The organism is Paenibacillus paeoniae (assembly GCF_003388735.1).
Taxonomy (GTDB): domain Bacteria; phylum Bacillota; class Bacilli; order Paenibacillales; family Paenibacillaceae; genus Pristimantibacillus; species Pristimantibacillus paeoniae.
The window spans coordinates 39,246-53,998 of sequence record NZ_QUBQ01000004.1; the positions used below are offsets into that span (position 1 = coordinate 39,246).

General features: G+C 49.9%; 15 protein-coding genes. 4 read left to right on the forward strand and 11 right to left on the reverse strand.

Annotation, left to right across the window (positions count from 1 at the left end; genetic code table 11):
• Nucleotides 1–33 precede the first annotated feature (33 nt).
• Nucleotides 34–846, forward strand: a complete 813-nt coding sequence (locus tag DX130_RS18575) for a hypothetical protein (protein WP_116047929.1) — start codon at nucleotides 34–36, stop codon at nucleotides 844–846.
• Between the two features lie 98 nt (nucleotides 847–944).
• Here DX130_RS18575 and DX130_RS18580 read toward each other — a convergent pair whose 3' ends face one another.
• The 3 genes from DX130_RS18580 to DX130_RS18590 all read right to left on the reverse strand — a co-directional run bounded on the left by DX130_RS18580 (nucleotide 945) and on the right by DX130_RS18590 (nucleotide 3,477).
• Nucleotides 945–2,216: an MFS transporter gene (locus DX130_RS18580; RefSeq protein ID WP_116047931.1), complete on the reverse strand. Its 1,272-nt coding sequence runs from the start codon at nucleotides 2,214–2,216 to the stop codon at nucleotides 945–947.
• 131 nt (nucleotides 2,217–2,347) lie between these two features.
• On the reverse strand, nucleotides 2,348–2,782 hold the full coding sequence (locus DX130_RS18585; protein ID WP_116047933.1) for an Rrf2 family transcriptional regulator: 435 nt from the start codon (nucleotides 2,780–2,782) through the stop codon (nucleotides 2,348–2,350).
• 212 nt (nucleotides 2,783–2,994) lie between these two features.
• A complete protein-coding gene (locus DX130_RS18590) occupies nucleotides 2,995–3,477 on the reverse strand; it encodes a CcdC family protein (protein ID WP_116047935.1) in 483 nt (160 codons plus the stop codon).
• Between the two features lie 184 nt (nucleotides 3,478–3,661).
• Between DX130_RS18590 and DX130_RS18595 the strand changes: the two genes are divergently transcribed.
• Nucleotides 3,662–4,012 (forward strand): hypothetical protein, encoded by a 351-nt coding sequence (locus DX130_RS18595; protein WP_116047936.1) that lies wholly within the window; start codon nucleotides 3,662–3,664, stop codon nucleotides 4,010–4,012.
• A 148-nt stretch (nucleotides 4,013–4,160) separates the two neighbouring features.
• Here the strand turns inward: DX130_RS18595 and DX130_RS18600 are convergent, their stop codons facing one another.
• From DX130_RS18600 to cls, 4 genes are all read right to left on the reverse strand, one after another.
• Complete coding sequence (locus tag DX130_RS18600) at nucleotides 4,161–5,615, reverse strand: catalase (RefSeq protein WP_116047938.1); 1,455 nt, start codon at nucleotides 5,613–5,615, stop codon at nucleotides 4,161–4,163.
• A 140-nt stretch (nucleotides 5,616–5,755) separates the two neighbouring features.
• On the reverse strand, nucleotides 5,756–6,523 hold the full coding sequence (locus DX130_RS18605) for a winged helix-turn-helix transcriptional regulator (protein WP_116047940.1): 768 nt from the start codon (nucleotides 6,521–6,523) through the stop codon (nucleotides 5,756–5,758).
• Nucleotides 6,502–6,894 (reverse strand): Fur family transcriptional regulator, encoded by a 393-nt coding sequence (locus DX130_RS18610; RefSeq protein ID WP_116047941.1) that lies wholly within the window; start codon nucleotides 6,892–6,894, stop codon nucleotides 6,502–6,504. The genes DX130_RS18605 and DX130_RS18610 overlap by 22 nt, the downstream gene beginning before the upstream one ends.
• Before the next feature lie 442 nt (nucleotides 6,895–7,336).
• On the reverse strand, nucleotides 7,337–8,791 hold the full coding sequence (gene cls, locus DX130_RS18615; protein ID WP_338068649.1) for a cardiolipin synthase: 1,455 nt from the start codon (nucleotides 8,789–8,791) through the stop codon (nucleotides 7,337–7,339).
• Nucleotides 8,792–8,884: 93 nt separating this feature from the next.
• Here cls and DX130_RS18620 point away from each other — a divergent pair, with 93 nt between their 5' ends.
• Entirely contained in the window at nucleotides 8,885–9,040 is a 156-nt protein-coding gene (locus DX130_RS18620; RefSeq protein ID WP_116047943.1) for a DUF1540 domain-containing protein, read from the forward strand.
• A 116-nt stretch (nucleotides 9,041–9,156) separates the two neighbouring features.
• Here the strand turns inward: DX130_RS18620 and DX130_RS18625 are convergent, their stop codons facing one another.
• Nucleotides 9,157–10,137, reverse strand: coding sequence for a M15 family metallopeptidase (locus DX130_RS18625; protein ID WP_240644585.1), 981 nt, complete (start codon nucleotides 10,135–10,137; stop codon nucleotides 9,157–9,159).
• A gap of 244 nt (nucleotides 10,138–10,381) precedes the next feature.
• On the opposite strand from DX130_RS18625, the gene DX130_RS18630 reads away from it, so the two are divergent.
• Nucleotides 10,382–12,253 (forward strand): LTA synthase family protein, encoded by a 1,872-nt coding sequence (locus tag DX130_RS18630; RefSeq protein ID WP_420818542.1) that lies wholly within the window; start codon nucleotides 10,382–10,384, stop codon nucleotides 12,251–12,253.
• Between the two features lie 172 nt (nucleotides 12,254–12,425).
• On the opposite strand, the gene bcp is transcribed toward DX130_RS18630, so the two are convergent.
• From bcp to DX130_RS18645, 3 genes are read right to left on the reverse strand one after another with little or no spacing between them, the layout of a single operon-like run.
• Entirely contained in the window at nucleotides 12,426–12,896 is a 471-nt protein-coding gene (gene bcp, locus DX130_RS18635; RefSeq protein ID WP_116047947.1) for a thioredoxin-dependent thiol peroxidase, read from the reverse strand.
• A gap of 26 nt (nucleotides 12,897–12,922) precedes the next feature.
• The gene (locus DX130_RS18640; protein ID WP_116047949.1) at nucleotides 12,923–13,615 is read right to left on the reverse strand and encodes a ring-cleaving dioxygenase; all 693 of its coding nucleotides are present in this window, start codon (nucleotides 13,613–13,615) and stop codon (nucleotides 12,923–12,925) included.
• Nucleotides 13,612–14,676: an asparaginase gene (locus tag DX130_RS18645; protein WP_165861360.1), complete on the reverse strand. Its 1,065-nt coding sequence runs from the start codon at nucleotides 14,674–14,676 to the stop codon at nucleotides 13,612–13,614. The genes DX130_RS18640 and DX130_RS18645 overlap by 4 nt, the downstream gene beginning before the upstream one ends.
• Between the last annotated feature and the right edge of the window lie 77 nt (nucleotides 14,677–14,753).

Sequence of the window (14,753 nt, forward strand, 5' to 3'; positions counted from 1 at the left end):
CGCTACATATTCGCTTTCCAAGGAGAGATCGAGATGAAACAAAACATGTTGCAAGGCTGGCAGCTGACATTCAAACATATGAATCTGGTTATCCTGCTGTTTCTGTACCAGCTGCTATGGGGATTTCTCGTCTATCGCACGATTGACGATACCGTCTCGCCGTTGCTCAGACGTTTCCCCGCCTCTATTCCAACCGAACAAGCGGTGCAGTCATTCCTTGCGGAAGCGCAATTCCAGCTATTCAAGACGGATCTGATTACGCCTTATCTATGGCTGCTTGGCGGTCTGTTTCTGGCACGCATGCTAATCACGCCTCTCTTCAACGCCGGTTTATTCTACTCGCTCCATCATCAATATGATAGAGGAGAAGGGACCCGCATTCTGGAAGGTATCCGTAAAACGTGGAAGCCAATTATGCTGCTGTATTGGATCAGCTCTGCGTTGATGCTTGCACCGGCATGGTGGCTCGTGCCGAAGGCGCTGGACGCGCTCCGTCACGGTCTGTCGCCAGCCTTCCTGGCGGCTGTTGCTCCAGGAGCTGCCCTCTGGGCGGTATGGGTTGCTATTATCCACCTCCTGTTCCTTTCCATGCAATTCGGCGCAGTGTCGGGCGAAGGCGTCTTTCCGGCACTCTGGCGCTCCGTCAGACGTTTCCTGCCTTATGCCGCTATTTCCCTTCTCATGTGGGGCATTGTAGCGCTGCTTGGTCTCGCTTTTACGAGCATGTCTATGATCTGGACGGGCCTGTTCGCCCTTATCGTTCATCAAGGCTATCCGCTCATTCAGACGCTGCTTCGGGTATGGACCATTGCGGCGCAATACAATTGCTTGAAGTCTGATTCCTGATCGTCAGCCCTTCGTATAACAGAAAAGCTGCTTCCTTTGGCACAATGCCGAAGGTAGCAGCTTCTTCATGTTGTTATCGTATCGGACAGCCAGCTTGCTTATGCTGCGACACCCGCGCTTAGCTTTCGAGCTTTTTGGATCCGTATGGACATCAAGGAAGCGAACAAGCATAGGAAGCCTGCTACCACAAAAGGAACAGTATAGCTGCCAAGTGCTTCTCTCACTACGCCCGCCCCGTACGCCGCAAGGGATGCGCCCAGCTGATGCGCCACAATAATCCATCCGAATACCATGCCTGCCTTTTCCTTGCCGAATGCATCCGAAGCAAGCTTCGCTGTAGGCGGTACAGTCGCGATCCAGTCCAGCCCGTAGAATACGGAGAAGATCAGCAGCTGCGTATAGCCCATTCCCAAAGCGTATGGCAAGAAGATCAACGATAGCCCCCGAAGCCCGTAATACCAGAACAGCAGCCAACGGCTGTCGAATCGATCCGTCAGCCAGCCTGAGAAGGTCGTGCCGATCAGATCGAATAAGCCCATCAGTGATAGAAGCCCTGCAGCGATGACGATCGGGATGCCGAAGTCTCCGCAAGCCGGAATCAGATGCGTGCCAATCAGGCCATTTGTAGAAAACCCGCAGAGGAAGAAGGTCCCGGCAAGCAGCCAGAACGTTCCGCTCTTCGCGGCGGAACCAAGCGCTTTGATCGGAGTAGTAAACAAATTGCCTGTGAATGGAACCGGCTTCTCCACATGCTCCTCGCCGAGTGCCGGCTTTCCTACATCAGAGGGATGATTCTTCATGCCGAAGCCAACCAATGGAATGAGCAGCAACAGAGCGCCTGTAATCAGGTAGATGGAGAAGCGCCATCCCATAGCTTCCGTAGCTTGAGCCAGCAGCGGAAGGAACAGGAGCTGCCCCGTTGCGGCACTGGCTGTCAGCAGTCCAATAACAACTCCCTTATGTTTGACAAACCACCGATTCGCTACGGACACACCGAGCACATTGGCGAGTGAACCGGTCCCTAGCCCAACCAGCACGCCCCACAACACAATATAATGCCACACCTCCGACATTAAAGGAGTAAATAGTATGCTTACCACTAACAATGCAATAGAAAGGATCATGATTCTTTTTATACCAAACCTCAGCATGAAAGCCGCAGAGAACGGACCCATTAAGCCATAAAGCAATATTCGAATCGACGCTGCTGCAGAGACGGAGCCGCGGTCCCAGCCGAATTCATCCTCCAACGATAGCATAAGCACGCTCGGTAAGGAGTTGATTGCCGCTGATACAAGAAGCGTAATAAAGACGACCCCTACAACAACCCAGCCATAATAAAAACGCGATGTGCGCTGACCTATATTCATTCCTGTCCTCACCCTGCCCTTATGGTTCTATTCAATACTTATTCCTCGCTTGACCATCATCTCATCCTAATCTAATCTCTCATTAATGTAACTACTATAGTTACATTAATGACCAAAAAAACTTAGTCCCCTTATGCACGCTCCATGATATCCTGATAAACCGTCTCCAGCGTTGTAGTGGCGAGTTGATTGCGAAAGGCCTGCTCAGCCTGGTCGTAATACAATTTCAAGGTTGGTTTTATCCCCCTGCCCACCGGACAGTTGTCATTCGGCTCACTATGATGGAGTTCCTGAAGCGGCCCTCCGTTGACGGCATCATATACATCCAGAAGCGTGATGTCCCCGGCTTCCTTCGCCAGCTTCCATCCGCCATTCACACTGCCACGACGAACCTGAACCAAGCCCGCTTTGTTCAATGCAGACAAAATACGTCTGATAAATACCGGGTTCGTATTTACGCTCCGAGCAATGACCTCTGAAGAAATATAAATATCGCTTCTATCTAGTTCATATCGAATGCGGGACAATATATGCAACGCAATCGTTGATTGACTATTGGCGCTCATACTCTCCCCCCTTAATAGAACTATCATAGTTACATTTCAAGCCACTGTCAATCCTATCTTGGATCAAACAGCCAAATGCGTGATCAGCCAGCAGCTCAAGCAAAACATTGCCAACACCGACAGTTGGCGTCGCCGTGCCGAGCGACTATTAATCATAAAAAACACCCATCGCAATAAAGATTCGCTAATAGGCAGTATGACCGAGCAATCGTTTAGGCCTCCAATTTTTGAAGACGCAAATAATCGCCCACCATCGCCAGTCGCCATGGTACAATCATTCCGAAAGCAAGCAAGTAAAAGATGGCTCCCGTCTGAGGAATCGACAAATATTGCTCCACCACACTATGAAGCATAAGACGCAGCAAGAAGAGCACTAACATGATCGCAATAAATGCTTTCGAGCGGCGAACGAATATATTGGAGTCCACCTTCTCCATGCTGGTGGTGACGATTAACGGGAACGAAAAGAGCAGCATGCCCGTACCAAAAGCAGACAGCCCCCATAACCATGGAATATGTGTAACGGGAACCGCAAACATAATAAAACCCGTAGCCATGCCGAGAGGAGGGATGACGATCTTCTTCAGCGTCGTCGGCCGCTTGCCTGCTCGCAATCTCAATACGATCAAGCTAAGCCCCGCCAGGACCGAGAAGACGATCGCACCTGTCTGTACGATTGGATTGGACCACAGCATCCTTTGTAACCTCCATTGCTTCTATGTAAAAGTTTATCTATTTCCCTAATCATTTGCTTAACATCTTCGCCAACTCTATCTGATATCGGTCACATATACTTCTCCCTTAGTTTAACCTCCAGCGACGCTCACAGGCAAACACGATCTTCATATTCGATGATTTCTCAAGAAAGTTGGTGATTCAATGAAACGCTGCATCTATTCAGTCTTGTTGTTCCTACTCCCTCTATTAGCGGGATGCGGGAATACTGCTCCTGCCGAAAAAGCCTTACTTCCTTATCCTCCAGTTGTAGTATGGGACAATAAAGCTTATGTAGTGACAGACAAGATCGTATTGAGCGAGAACGTGGGGGATCAAATAGGGGCGGTCAAACGATATATAGATCCTGCGAAAAACTTTCCGGAGCGAGACGAGGATTCTACTTCAGCGCCAGTAGGAAGCGGGTTATTCCAGATACAAGGACTGAACCTGAAACAAACGCTTGCGGTGGAGTGGAACGGAGTCTTCTTTCAAGCTGAGCATGATGAGCCATAAGGATACGTCTACTCGCTAGAGAAGCAGCTTCCATTCCATAACATGTACACCCATTCTGATTTAGCGGATCATACAACAAACCGCTCCGACAGCGACTATCGCCATCGGAGCGGTATTTCACATCCACCTTTGGTATCTCGTCCCGCGACTACCCCTGCGGAATAAACTTCTTGATATCAACGCCAAGCTCCTCAGACAGCTTCGTCCCTAGTACCCGATCGGCACGGAAGAAGTTGCAGATCGCACGCAAGCGGATGTCATCAGTCGTCGCTTGCAGATCGTTTACCAGATTGGCAATGAGATTTTGTTGCTGCCCCCCAGGCAATCCGCGGTAACGCTCACCCGCCTGTGTGAAATCATCCGTCTTGTCAATCTTCTGGCGACCGGCATTGCCTTGAAGCGGGATATAAGAATCCTGGTATGCAGCGTCCTCACTGGGACTGCCGGAATCGCTATTCGGCTCGTAATTGACCGGCGACGGATCAGCCTTCATCGTCATTGCTCCGTCACGCTGATAGTTGCGTACCGGCGCATACGGGCAGTTGACCGGAATGTTCAAATAGTTGGCTCCAAGGCGGTAACGCTGCGTGTCCGGGTAAGAGAACAAGCGTCCTTGCAGCAGCTTATCCTCCGAAGGCTCAATGCCGGGCACCAATACGCTAGGCGCGAAGGCCGACTGCTCCACTTCGGAGAAATAATTAACCGGATTGCGGTTTAGGGACATTGTGCCAACCTTCCGCAGTGGGTACATATCCTCCGGCCATACTTTGGTCGGATCCAGCGGATCGAAGGCATAACGATCGACATGCTCGATCGGCATCAACTGCACATGCAGCTCCCACTCCGGATAATGGCCAAGCTCGATCGCTTCATACAAATCACGTGTTGCGTGATTGAAGTCCTTCGCCTGCATCTCCGCCGCTTCCTTCGCGGTGAAGTTCCGTACGCCCTGGAGCGACTTCCATGTGTACTTTACATACGTTTGCTTCCCTGCTGCGTTGATCCACTTGTATGCATGAACGCCAAAGCCGTCCATCTCGCGATAGGACGCAGGCGTTCCATCATCGGAGAACAGCCAGGTCAGCATATGTGTCGATTCCGGAGAGAGCGTCATGAAATCCCAGTAGCGCGCCGGTTCCTGAATATTCGTGTTCGGAGCCGGCTTCAGGGAGTGCACCATATCCGGGAACTTGAGCGCATCACGGATAAAGAATACGGGAAGATGGTTACCCACCAGGTCATAGTTGCCTTCCTGCGTATAGAACTTCACGGCGAAGCCGCGCGGGTCCCGTGCCGTCTCGGGAGAACCTGTACCATGAATAACGGTAGAGAATCTGACGAATACCGGCGTCTCGGTACCGACAGCTCCAAGGAAATGCGCTTTCGTATGCTCCTCCATACCATTCTCCAACCGGAATAGGCCATGCGCCCCAGCGCCGCGCGCATGCACAACGCGCTCCGGAATACGCTCACGATCGAAATGCGCAATCTTCTCCAGCAAATGATAATCTTCCAATAATGTCGGGCCGCGCTGCCCTGCCGTTCTTGAATTCTGATTATCGCCTACAGGCGCGCCTTGATTAGTCGTCAATCGATTGTTCATTATTTCCACCTCATTAGTTGTATATTTAGACTTGATCTAAATCTTTAAACTAATTGTAACGATACGGTGTCCGGTTGTCATGAAATCATGATGAACGGTGCATGAACATTAGATGAAAACGGTACGAGTGCGTCAACGGACTAGTGTCTGACATCATCCGCAAGCCTATAGCCGGCTCCACGGACCGTGACGATATAGCGAGGCGATACCGCGCTATCCTTCAGCTTCTTGCGCAGCGTCTTGATATGCACATCCACTACGTTGCTGCCGCCGTAGAACTGTGATCCCCAGACACTGTCCAGCAGCATCTCCCTTGTAAGCACAGAGCCGTCCGAATGGAGGAAGTAGAGAAGCAAATCATATTCCGTCTTGGTCAGCTCGACCCGTGCCCCTCCCCGCTCTACCTTCATCTTACGAAGATCGATGCGAATATCCTTGAAGATGCGCACCTCTTCCCCGCTTCCTGCTGGCTTAACAGGTCGATTCTCAAGCATATGATGAATGCGGGCAAGCGCTTGCTCCGACATAGCGGGCCATTGCAGCAATTCTAAGCCAGTCTGCACACGGTCTTTATGCTCCTCGAATGAAGCAGCATCCAGAAGCACCAGCACCGGTACACTGTAGTCGCCAGCAGCTTCCAGCAGTTCAGCGCCACCCTCCAGCGTATGGCCTACGGATGGCAATGGCAGCGGCAATGCGTCATAGACGAGCAGCTCCGGCTGCAGTGCAGGCAACATGCCCCTATTGAATTCATGCAGAGAGAACACATCGAAGCAGTCCGTCGATAACGCCACCAACAGACTGCGTACACGATCAGGCAGCGGACTAATAATCATAACTCTCTGCGTCAATGAGCAGAGAACGCCTTCTTGCGACGACGGCTCCGTCACGAAGTTTTGCTCGCGCATGTCTCGCACACTCCTTCGAGAACGACATGGGCATGCTCGATTCGGTAATGGGTTTCCTTCGCTACACTCGATATCCAGTCCTGTGGTACGTCGACCAATACCTCATCCACTCGCCCGCACTTCGCGCACACGATATGCTGATGATCTTCCATTCGGGCGTCGTAGCGGCTTACCGCCTCCCCTAGCTTCAGCTCACGAATCAATCCTGCGTCCGTCAAGTAGCGAAGAGAATTGTAGACCGTGCCATACGCGAAGTTGTGACCCTGTCCCCGTAATCTCTCAATAACATCCGCCGCTGTCGGGTGATCGAACGCCTGTTGTACAACTTCATACACGGCTTTCCTCTGTATAGTTAAGTTTATTTTGTTCATCACTTCTTCATGCCGCCTTTATACCTGACTTTAGACTAAGTATAAATTCATATCTAACAACCGTCAACCGTCCCCACTTCTTAACACCATCGTAACGGATTTGACACACTCAATGGTTGTCTGAATATTTACAAAATTAAAATAATGGGCTATAATGATGACATAACCAACGAGAGGGGATAGTCCATTGAAGTAAGTTAGCGATGCGTGTTCCACTAACTCGGGAAGGAGTTGACCGTGCACAGGGACATGCGGGAACTCGGCGGGTATAGAACAGTGAGCAGTGGATGACATACTTGAAAGGACTATGTAACAATAATTCAAGAGGCTGTGCAAGCAGTAGAATGGAGAGTCTGAAGAAATTGAATAGTTGTTGTGCAGAAACATAAGGGATTTCGGTTATCATCGATAAGCGAAATCCCTTTTTATGTTATATAGAGATCTACAGAATCGGGCTAAGCAGCCGGGAGATCGATTCTTTGAACCGGTTGAACAGCGGACGCTTGTCGTAGTCCTCCTGGGTTAGCGCTCTTGAATGATGGACATCTTGCTTGAAGATGTCATTTAACCGCGATGCCGTTTCCCGGTCATAGATGAAGGCATTCATCTCGAAATTGAGCTTGAAGCTGCGTATATCCAGATTAGCCGTGCCTACCGACGCAATCTTGCCATCCACCACTAGCGTCTTGGCATGCAGGAAGCCCTTTTCGTACAAATATACGTGAACCCCGCTCTTCAGCAATTCCCCCAAATACGAATGTGTAGCCCAGTAGACGAAGAAATGATCCTGTTTGCTCGGAAGCATGATGCTGACCTTCACGCCAGACAGCGCCGCGATGCGCAGAGCCGTCATCAGACTTTCGTCCGGTACAAAGTAAGGCGTCTGCAGCTTGATGTTATTTTTAGCGGAATAGATCATTTTAATATAGGCGTTTTTGATTTCCTGATATTCCGTATCCGGACCGCTCGCTACCAACTGCATACCAATCCTCCCGTCCACAAAAGGAACAACGGGGAAATACGACTCGCTCAAATTGATTCGCCCGGAGGATGCGAGGTTCCAGTCCATGAGGAATTGCGCCTGCATCTGCAGAACAGCGCCGCCCGTAACTTTCAAGTGCGTATCCCGCCATTCTCCAAAATGTTTATTCAGGCCCAAATATTCGTCACCGATATTGAAGCCGCCTATATAACCGGCCTCGCCATCAATGATGGCTAATTTTCTGTGGTTGCGATAGTTGATCTTCAAGTTCACGTAAGGGATGCGGGAAGGGAAAAATGCCGCTTCCATCCCTCCAGCCTCGCGGAGCTCATGGAAGAACCGCCTTGGCAAGTTGGAGCTGCCAATATGATCATACAAGAATCGGACCTCGACGCCCTGCGCCGCCTTCTTCGTCAGCGCCCCGACCAGCTTCCTGCCAAGCACATCATCGCGAACGATATAGTACACCAGATGGATATGATGCTGTGCCGCCTCGATATCTGCGATCAAAGCATCGAACTTTTGATTGCCTTCGGTAAAGATCTCGATGGAGTTATTGCTCGTATACAGAGCATAGCTCGTAATTAGGTTCATATAGATCATATCCTGATATTCAGACAGAACGTTGGAAGCCGGAAGCAGTCTTTGCTCCAGCAGATCAAGCCGTTGCTTCTCTAACGTATCCTCCAGTATTCGCTGGCTATCTCCAAGCAGCTTGTTGAGCTGCCGTTTCCGAACCTTCTGTCCAAGCACCAGATACATAATAAATCCCAGGACCGGAATGAAAAACAAGACCATGAGCCACGCCCATGTCGAGCTGGCATTGCGCCGCTCCAGGAAGATGACTGTAATCGCCAGAAAAATATTGAGCAGCATAATGATCAAATATATATTTTGAAGCATAGTAATGTGCACGCTCGGCACCCCCGTGTCGCCACAAATCCGATTTGTACTAAGTATAAAAGAGGCTTGTCCTTGACCATCCTATTCATAGGAGGTGAGTGGACGATGGCAAAAGACGTATTGTGTGAAGTGAACTCATGCAAGTTTTGGGCGGCAGGGAACAATTGCGGTGCGAGCAGAATCTATGTAGTCAGCAATCGCGGCAAACAGGCAAGCCATTCCGAAGAAACCGACTGCAAAACATTTGAATCAAAGATTTAAAGAACCGCCTCATTGGCGCAGCTCAGGGACAAGCGTCTATTTCCCTTGAACGTACTGCTTATCCCCACAGCTGCGCCGTTTCTCTATTGTGCGTCTGCCTTCACGTTATCATTCTTCTAATTCGCTCCGCTAACCGGAACGGCATTGTAGTACTCCTCCAGCGTCGAATCATCGGCCGCAATCTCAACAGCGATATCTGCACCTACATAACGCAAATGCCAAGGCTCATACTGATAGCCGGTAATATCCTGCTTCCCTTCCGGGTAACGAATAATAAATCCGTAGTCCGCGGCATTCTTCTTTAGCCAAGCCGCTTCCTTCGTATCGCCGAAGCAATCTGCCGCAGCACATTTCCCATCGCTGCTCGTAACATCTACCGCAAGCCCTGTCTCATGTTCGCTGGTACCAGGCAATGCGCTGTACGTTCTGGCTTTTTCATAGCCATCCCGCTTGACATAACGCTCGAACAACGCCTTCTGCGTTTTGTGGGAACGGTATGCGGATACGCCAGCTAGATAGATGTCGTCTTTCTCGGCACCGGCGAACAGATTCTCAAGCGCCTCTGCCGCTTCCTTCCGCATCATCCGTTTCTCAATCTTCTCTTTGAAAATAAATCGGACCTCCGGATAGACCAGATCACTTGGCACATACTCATCCGGCAGCCTATTTAATGGATTCACAAGCGCTGCTAAGCTTTCCGGCTGGCCAATAACCGCAATCGCTTCATCATCACCCTTGGCGCCCCCTGCTTGTCCGCCTTTAGAATCACTCGGTTTTTCCGTTGCAGGAGGTGTTGTCGCTTCGCCCCCGGCAGGCTTGTCCGTCGAAGGTGGTGTTGTCACTTCGCTCTCATTGGAAGAATCCGTGCCGTCTTCTGGCGTCTGGCTTCCAGTCGGCTCTTCTCCCTGCTCGCCGTTCGGTTCATCCGGTGTTTGTCCGACTACTTGCCCGCCGCTTTCACCGCCGCCATCTTCCGCGCCTTCTGCCAGCATGGGGGGTGTCTCCGTGACCGCTCCTTTCCTCTCCAATACCGCATATGAGCCCAACACGACTGCAGCCGCCAGCGCAACTAACATTAAAAACTTTCCTCTGCCCATTCTAGTCCCTCCTGATCGTAACTTGGCATATCCAATCTATTGACGTTGGCAAGCATCAGGATGATGCGACAAATGCTTATTAAATTTCGACAACATAACTAAGGGCCCTTTTGCCTTTTGACATTTACCTCCCAGAAGGAGCATAATGAAAGTGGATTTACAATACGATTATAATTATAGAAAAAAGGCGCAGGCGGCTCACTCGGAGAGATGGCCGGTTTTTGCTGTGAAAGGTAGGGTCAAAGTGTCAATCATATCATCGAAACGGCTATTGAGCACTCGTCCCATTTTGTTTTTTTCGCTCATTATGCTTCTGAAAAGCTACTTGGCTTGGATGGTCATTTTCGAAGGCGGCCCGTCCTGGACGACCTTGCTCAAGGAAATCCCATTCGTACTCATCGTCTATTGTCTCATTGAATGGTTCGCAAGCAAGAGAAAGCTTCTCTATTATCTCATAGCGAACGTGACCATGACATCTATTCTATTTGCAGTCATCATGTATTACAAGTATTACGGTGTGATTGTCACCTATTTCGCACTAGCGCAGGTCAATCAGGTTACAGCGGTCAAAAACAGCGTATTTTCCCTGATGGACCCTTATTTTCTCTTCATCTACACAGACGTCGTCGTCCTCATGTTCCTCATGTTCCGCAAGAATAGGGCGGTAGAGTGGAAAAATTCGTTTAAACGCAAAGAGAATACAAGATTTGTTGTCGGCTTGCTAACCGTCTCGCTTGTCATCTGTCTGTTCAACGTATTACCGAATCGCGCGAGCATGAACGAAATTGTCAAAGCGGAGCAAATGGGCATTCTTAATTATGAAGCCTACACCATCTTCTCCAACAAAGAGATCGAATACGTCGATTCAGATCAAATCTCGCAAGAGAAAATCAACTCCGTCAAGAAGACTCAGACTCCTGCAGAACCGCTGTTGCAGGCAACCGCCAAGGGCAAAAACCTGATAGTATTGCAGATGGAATCCATGCAAAACTTCTTAGTAGGTTTAGAGATTGAAGGACAGGAAATTACACCGAATCTGAATAAGCTGGTGAAGGAAAACAGCTACTTCAAGCACTTCTATCAACAGGTAGGCCAAGGCAATACATCCGACGCGGAATTCGTCGTCAATACATCGCTGTACATCCCGCCTCGCGGCGCAGCGACCCAGATGTATGCAGGCAAAGAGCTGCCGAGCTTGCCCAAGCTGCTAAAGTCGCACGGCTATGATTCGGCTACGTTCCATACTAACGTCGTCGAATTCTGGAATCGCGGCGAATTGTACAAAGCGATTGGTTTTGACCGTTTTTACGATGCTGAATTTTTCGGCGAAGAAGATACTGTATTTTTCGGTGCTTCCGATGACATGTTGTACAAGAAAACGATAGATGAGCTGGAGCGTATGGATCAGAACGACAATCCGTTCTATGCTCAAGTGATCTCCATGACAGCTCATCATCCCTACACGATTCCGGATGAGAAGCGCTTGATCACTCTCCCTGAGCGGTTCAACAACACGCTTGTTGGCGATTATATGGTCTCGCAGAACTATGCCGACCACGCGCTTGGCACGTTCATCGAAGATTTGAAAGCACGCGGCATATGGGATAATAGCTTGATCGTATTATATGGCGACCATCTGGGACTGCCTATCTACTCGCTGGATCGTCACGAAAAGGATCTGATGGCGGAGATTTATTCCCGTGAATATACGTACACGGATATGATCAATATCCCGCTAGTCATCGTCAATCCGGATAAGAACGTTCAGCCCGCACAATATGACCAACTCGGCGGACAGGTTGATCTGCTGCCAACTGTCGCTAATCTGCTTGGTGCGCCTTTGGACGACCAAGTCCATTTTGGCCAAGATTTGTTCAATCAAACGTATAACATCTTGCCACAGCGCTACTATCTGCCTAGCGGATCGTTCTTGAGCAGCCAAGAGCTATTCATGTCAGGCAGCGGCTTCGAGGACGGAAGGCATTATCCGCTTGCCGGTGACGGCAACGATGAGAGCAAGACGACTGAAGACGAATTCGATCGCGCACTTGAGCTGCTGAATTTGTCCGACAGCTTTGTGAATCACCTGCCTAATTGGAAAACAGAACAGAAATAACAAAAAGGTCCTCCCCTCAAGGCTGGTAACTGCAGCTTTGAGAGGAGGACCTTTTTAATTAGGTATCGGCAAAGCAAGGAGTAGCTTAATGCTACCGTTTAACAGCACTCGCTTTCTTGGGCCAGTTGGACGGCATTAGCTACATTGCGCCGACTTGACCGTATTCGTACGATTAAGCCTTTACCGCTTCCAGCACCTCTGCTGCATGGCCGTCTACGCTCACGCTGCGCCATTCGCGCGCCAAATTGCCCTCTTCATCGATGATAAAGGTCGAGCGCTCCACGCCTAGGAATGTTTTGCCACCCCAGCTCAGCTCTTTCCACACGCCGAACAGCTCCGCCACTTGATGATCCGTATCCGACAGAAGCAGGAACGGAAGCTTGTATTCATTGACGAACTGCTCATGGGAAGCAAGATCATCCGGGCTAATGCCGATAACTTCCGTATTGTTCGCCGCAAATTCCCCATTAAAATCACGGAAGTCGCATGATTCCGCCGTACAACCTGGCGTCATGTCCCTTGGGTAGAAATAAATGACCAGCTTCTTGCCCTCGTAATCACTAAGCGATACATCCTTGCCGTTCGACGCATGTAGAGTGAAATTCGGTACTTTCTCTCCCAAGCTAACTGTTCCATTGCTCATCCTATTCGCTCCTCCTCAATCCTCATTTATTCCGCAACTAATTCTCTGCGTATTACAAGTCCTGTCTTGTCTTCTTCAAACATCAGCTTGCCTATTCCCCGTACATGCATCTGGAATGGAAAACATGCTGCATTCAAATTCGTGAAGTGCCATCTGCGTCCCGGCTTCACGACGATCAAGATCCCTTCCTCGTCGCCAACCGGATTAAAGACGGAATCCCGCCTTTTGTAGGTAGGGATGCCTATAGCCTCTAACTCATCTACTGCGCGCGGCACATCCTTCGTTGGCAGCCCCATCTCGCTAATACCGAGCAAATCCCGCTCCGGATCAAACGGCCGGTCTACCGCATTGCTCATCGTATGACGAGCGATCAACTCTAGGATATTGCCTCCCGTGTCAATGAAATAGACGGAATGAGAATTCCACAGCTCGCTATAGGAAATATCCTCTCCATCCTCCGTACCAAGCTGAATCCGACTCTCGACCCACTGTTTCGCCTCATCCAGCTTATTCTCCGGAATATTAATGGCAAAGTGGTAATAAGGCGCCTCTGCCGCCTCCACTGATTGATGAAGAAAGGTTAAACGGGTATATCCTACTTGTATGGTGAATCGATGTTCCACAAACTCCAATACAGGCAAGCCCAGAATATCCCTATAGAATGGTAGTAGCTCCTCGGGACGCTTATTCGAGAACAGCGTGACCGACTCCATAATCATGACAACACCTCAAGCTTCTCGTAATAAATGGACGCGCTTCGAATGAATGCATCTCGCGCTCCGTCCTCCTCGATCATGCCGTAGGCCAGCATCAACTTGGTTAAAGCAGCCTCGATGGATATATTTTCTATGAAACGAGCGCCAGCGTCAATCAGCCGATGTGAGGAATCGTACAACGCATCAGATGCATTGGTGATGGGGCATAAGTAGCAATCGATCTCTAGCTCCCGAATTTTCTCGATAAAAGCGGTCAACGAATAAGGACCCGCTTCCAGCGCGTTAGCCGTACCCGAATGATGGAGATCATGAAGGATCACTCTCGGCTTCTGTTTGCTAAAGTCATATAGGTCATAGTTCAAGCCGGGATATGGCTTTATGTATAACACGGCATCCTCAAGCTGCAGCGTCAACGGCTCCCATGACAATGTACTGGCGCGCGGACTTAAGCTCGCCGGATCCGGATTGCGCCGATCCTCCACCAGTTGAAACGTCCTGTCACTAGCCATCATGCCGTATACAAGCTCATAAGGGCTAAGGAATTGATCCGTGAAGGACTCGTTCTGAAATATTCTTGTGCCCAAGTACACAAGCGGCTCGCCTTTGTTGTTTTCGTAGACGACGAACGTGCCTGGCAAAGAAGCATTTACGATAAAATCAATCGAGCTCGACAGATTGCGCAAGCCATTGCTTCGTACATCGGCAATCGGATAGTTGCTTGCCGTCAATACGAGCGGAATCGGAACGTCTGCGAACAAATAACTCATCATCGCAGCCGTATAAGCCAGTGTGTCCGAGCCGTGCGTGACGATCAGACCCTCGTAAAGGCTCCAATCGACCTCCCGAATGGCTTTCGCCAGGACAAGCCAATCCTGCGGGGTTAAGTTCTCGCTGAGCAGATTCAGCGGCTGAATCGTATCCAGCTGTACATCATTTCTATAGAAAGGTTGCTTGCGATACTCCTCCAGCAGTGTATAAGAGCCGCTGTCGCTTACGTTGATCGCCAGCCCTTCCGCCTTGCTTCCAATTGTGCCTCCCGTGAAAATTACCAAAAGCCGCTTCATAAGCAGCCTCCCTCCACTCATCATGCTGTCATTGTTCAAGCTTGCCCTCTTCGGGCAACGCAATACGTCCATCTTAC

Coding starts and splice junctions, on each gene's coding strand:
- DX130_RS18575 (WP_116047929.1), top strand. CDS start 34: ATGAAACAAAACATGTTGCAAGGCTGGCAGCTGACATTCAAACATATG.
- DX130_RS18580 (WP_116047931.1), bottom strand. CDS start 2,216: ATGAATATAGGTCAGCGCACATCGCGTTTTTATTATGGCTGGGTTGTT.
- DX130_RS18585 (WP_116047933.1), bottom strand. CDS start 2,782: ATGAGCGCCAATAGTCAATCAACGATTGCGTTGCATATATTGTCCCGC.
- DX130_RS18590 (WP_116047935.1), bottom strand. CDS start 3,477: ATGCTGTGGTCCAATCCAATCGTACAGACAGGTGCGATCGTCTTCTCG.
- DX130_RS18595 (WP_116047936.1), top strand. CDS start 3,662: ATGAAACGCTGCATCTATTCAGTCTTGTTGTTCCTACTCCCTCTATTA.
- DX130_RS18600 (WP_116047938.1), bottom strand. CDS start 5,615: ATGAACAATCGATTGACGACTAATCAAGGCGCGCCTGTAGGCGATAAT.
- DX130_RS18605 (WP_116047940.1), bottom strand. CDS start 6,523: ATGCGCGAGCAAAACTTCGTGACGGAGCCGTCGTCGCAAGAAGGCGTT.
- DX130_RS18610 (WP_116047941.1), bottom strand. CDS start 6,894: ATGAACAAAATAAACTTAACTATACAGAGGAAAGCCGTGTATGAAGTT.
- DX130_RS18620 (WP_116047943.1), top strand. CDS start 8,885: ATGGCAAAAGACGTATTGTGTGAAGTGAACTCATGCAAGTTTTGGGCG.
- DX130_RS18625 (WP_240644585.1), bottom strand. CDS start 10,137: ATGGGCAGAGGAAAGTTTTTAATGTTAGTTGCGCTGGCGGCTGCAGTC.
- bcp (WP_116047947.1), bottom strand. CDS start 12,896: ATGAGCAATGGAACAGTTAGCTTGGGAGAGAAAGTACCGAATTTCACT.
- DX130_RS18640 (WP_116047949.1), bottom strand. CDS start 13,615: ATGATTATGGAGTCGGTCACGCTGTTCTCGAATAAGCGTCCCGAGGAG.
- DX130_RS18645 (WP_165861360.1), bottom strand. CDS start 14,676: ATGAAGCGGCTTTTGGTAATTTTCACGGGAGGCACAATTGGAAGCAAG.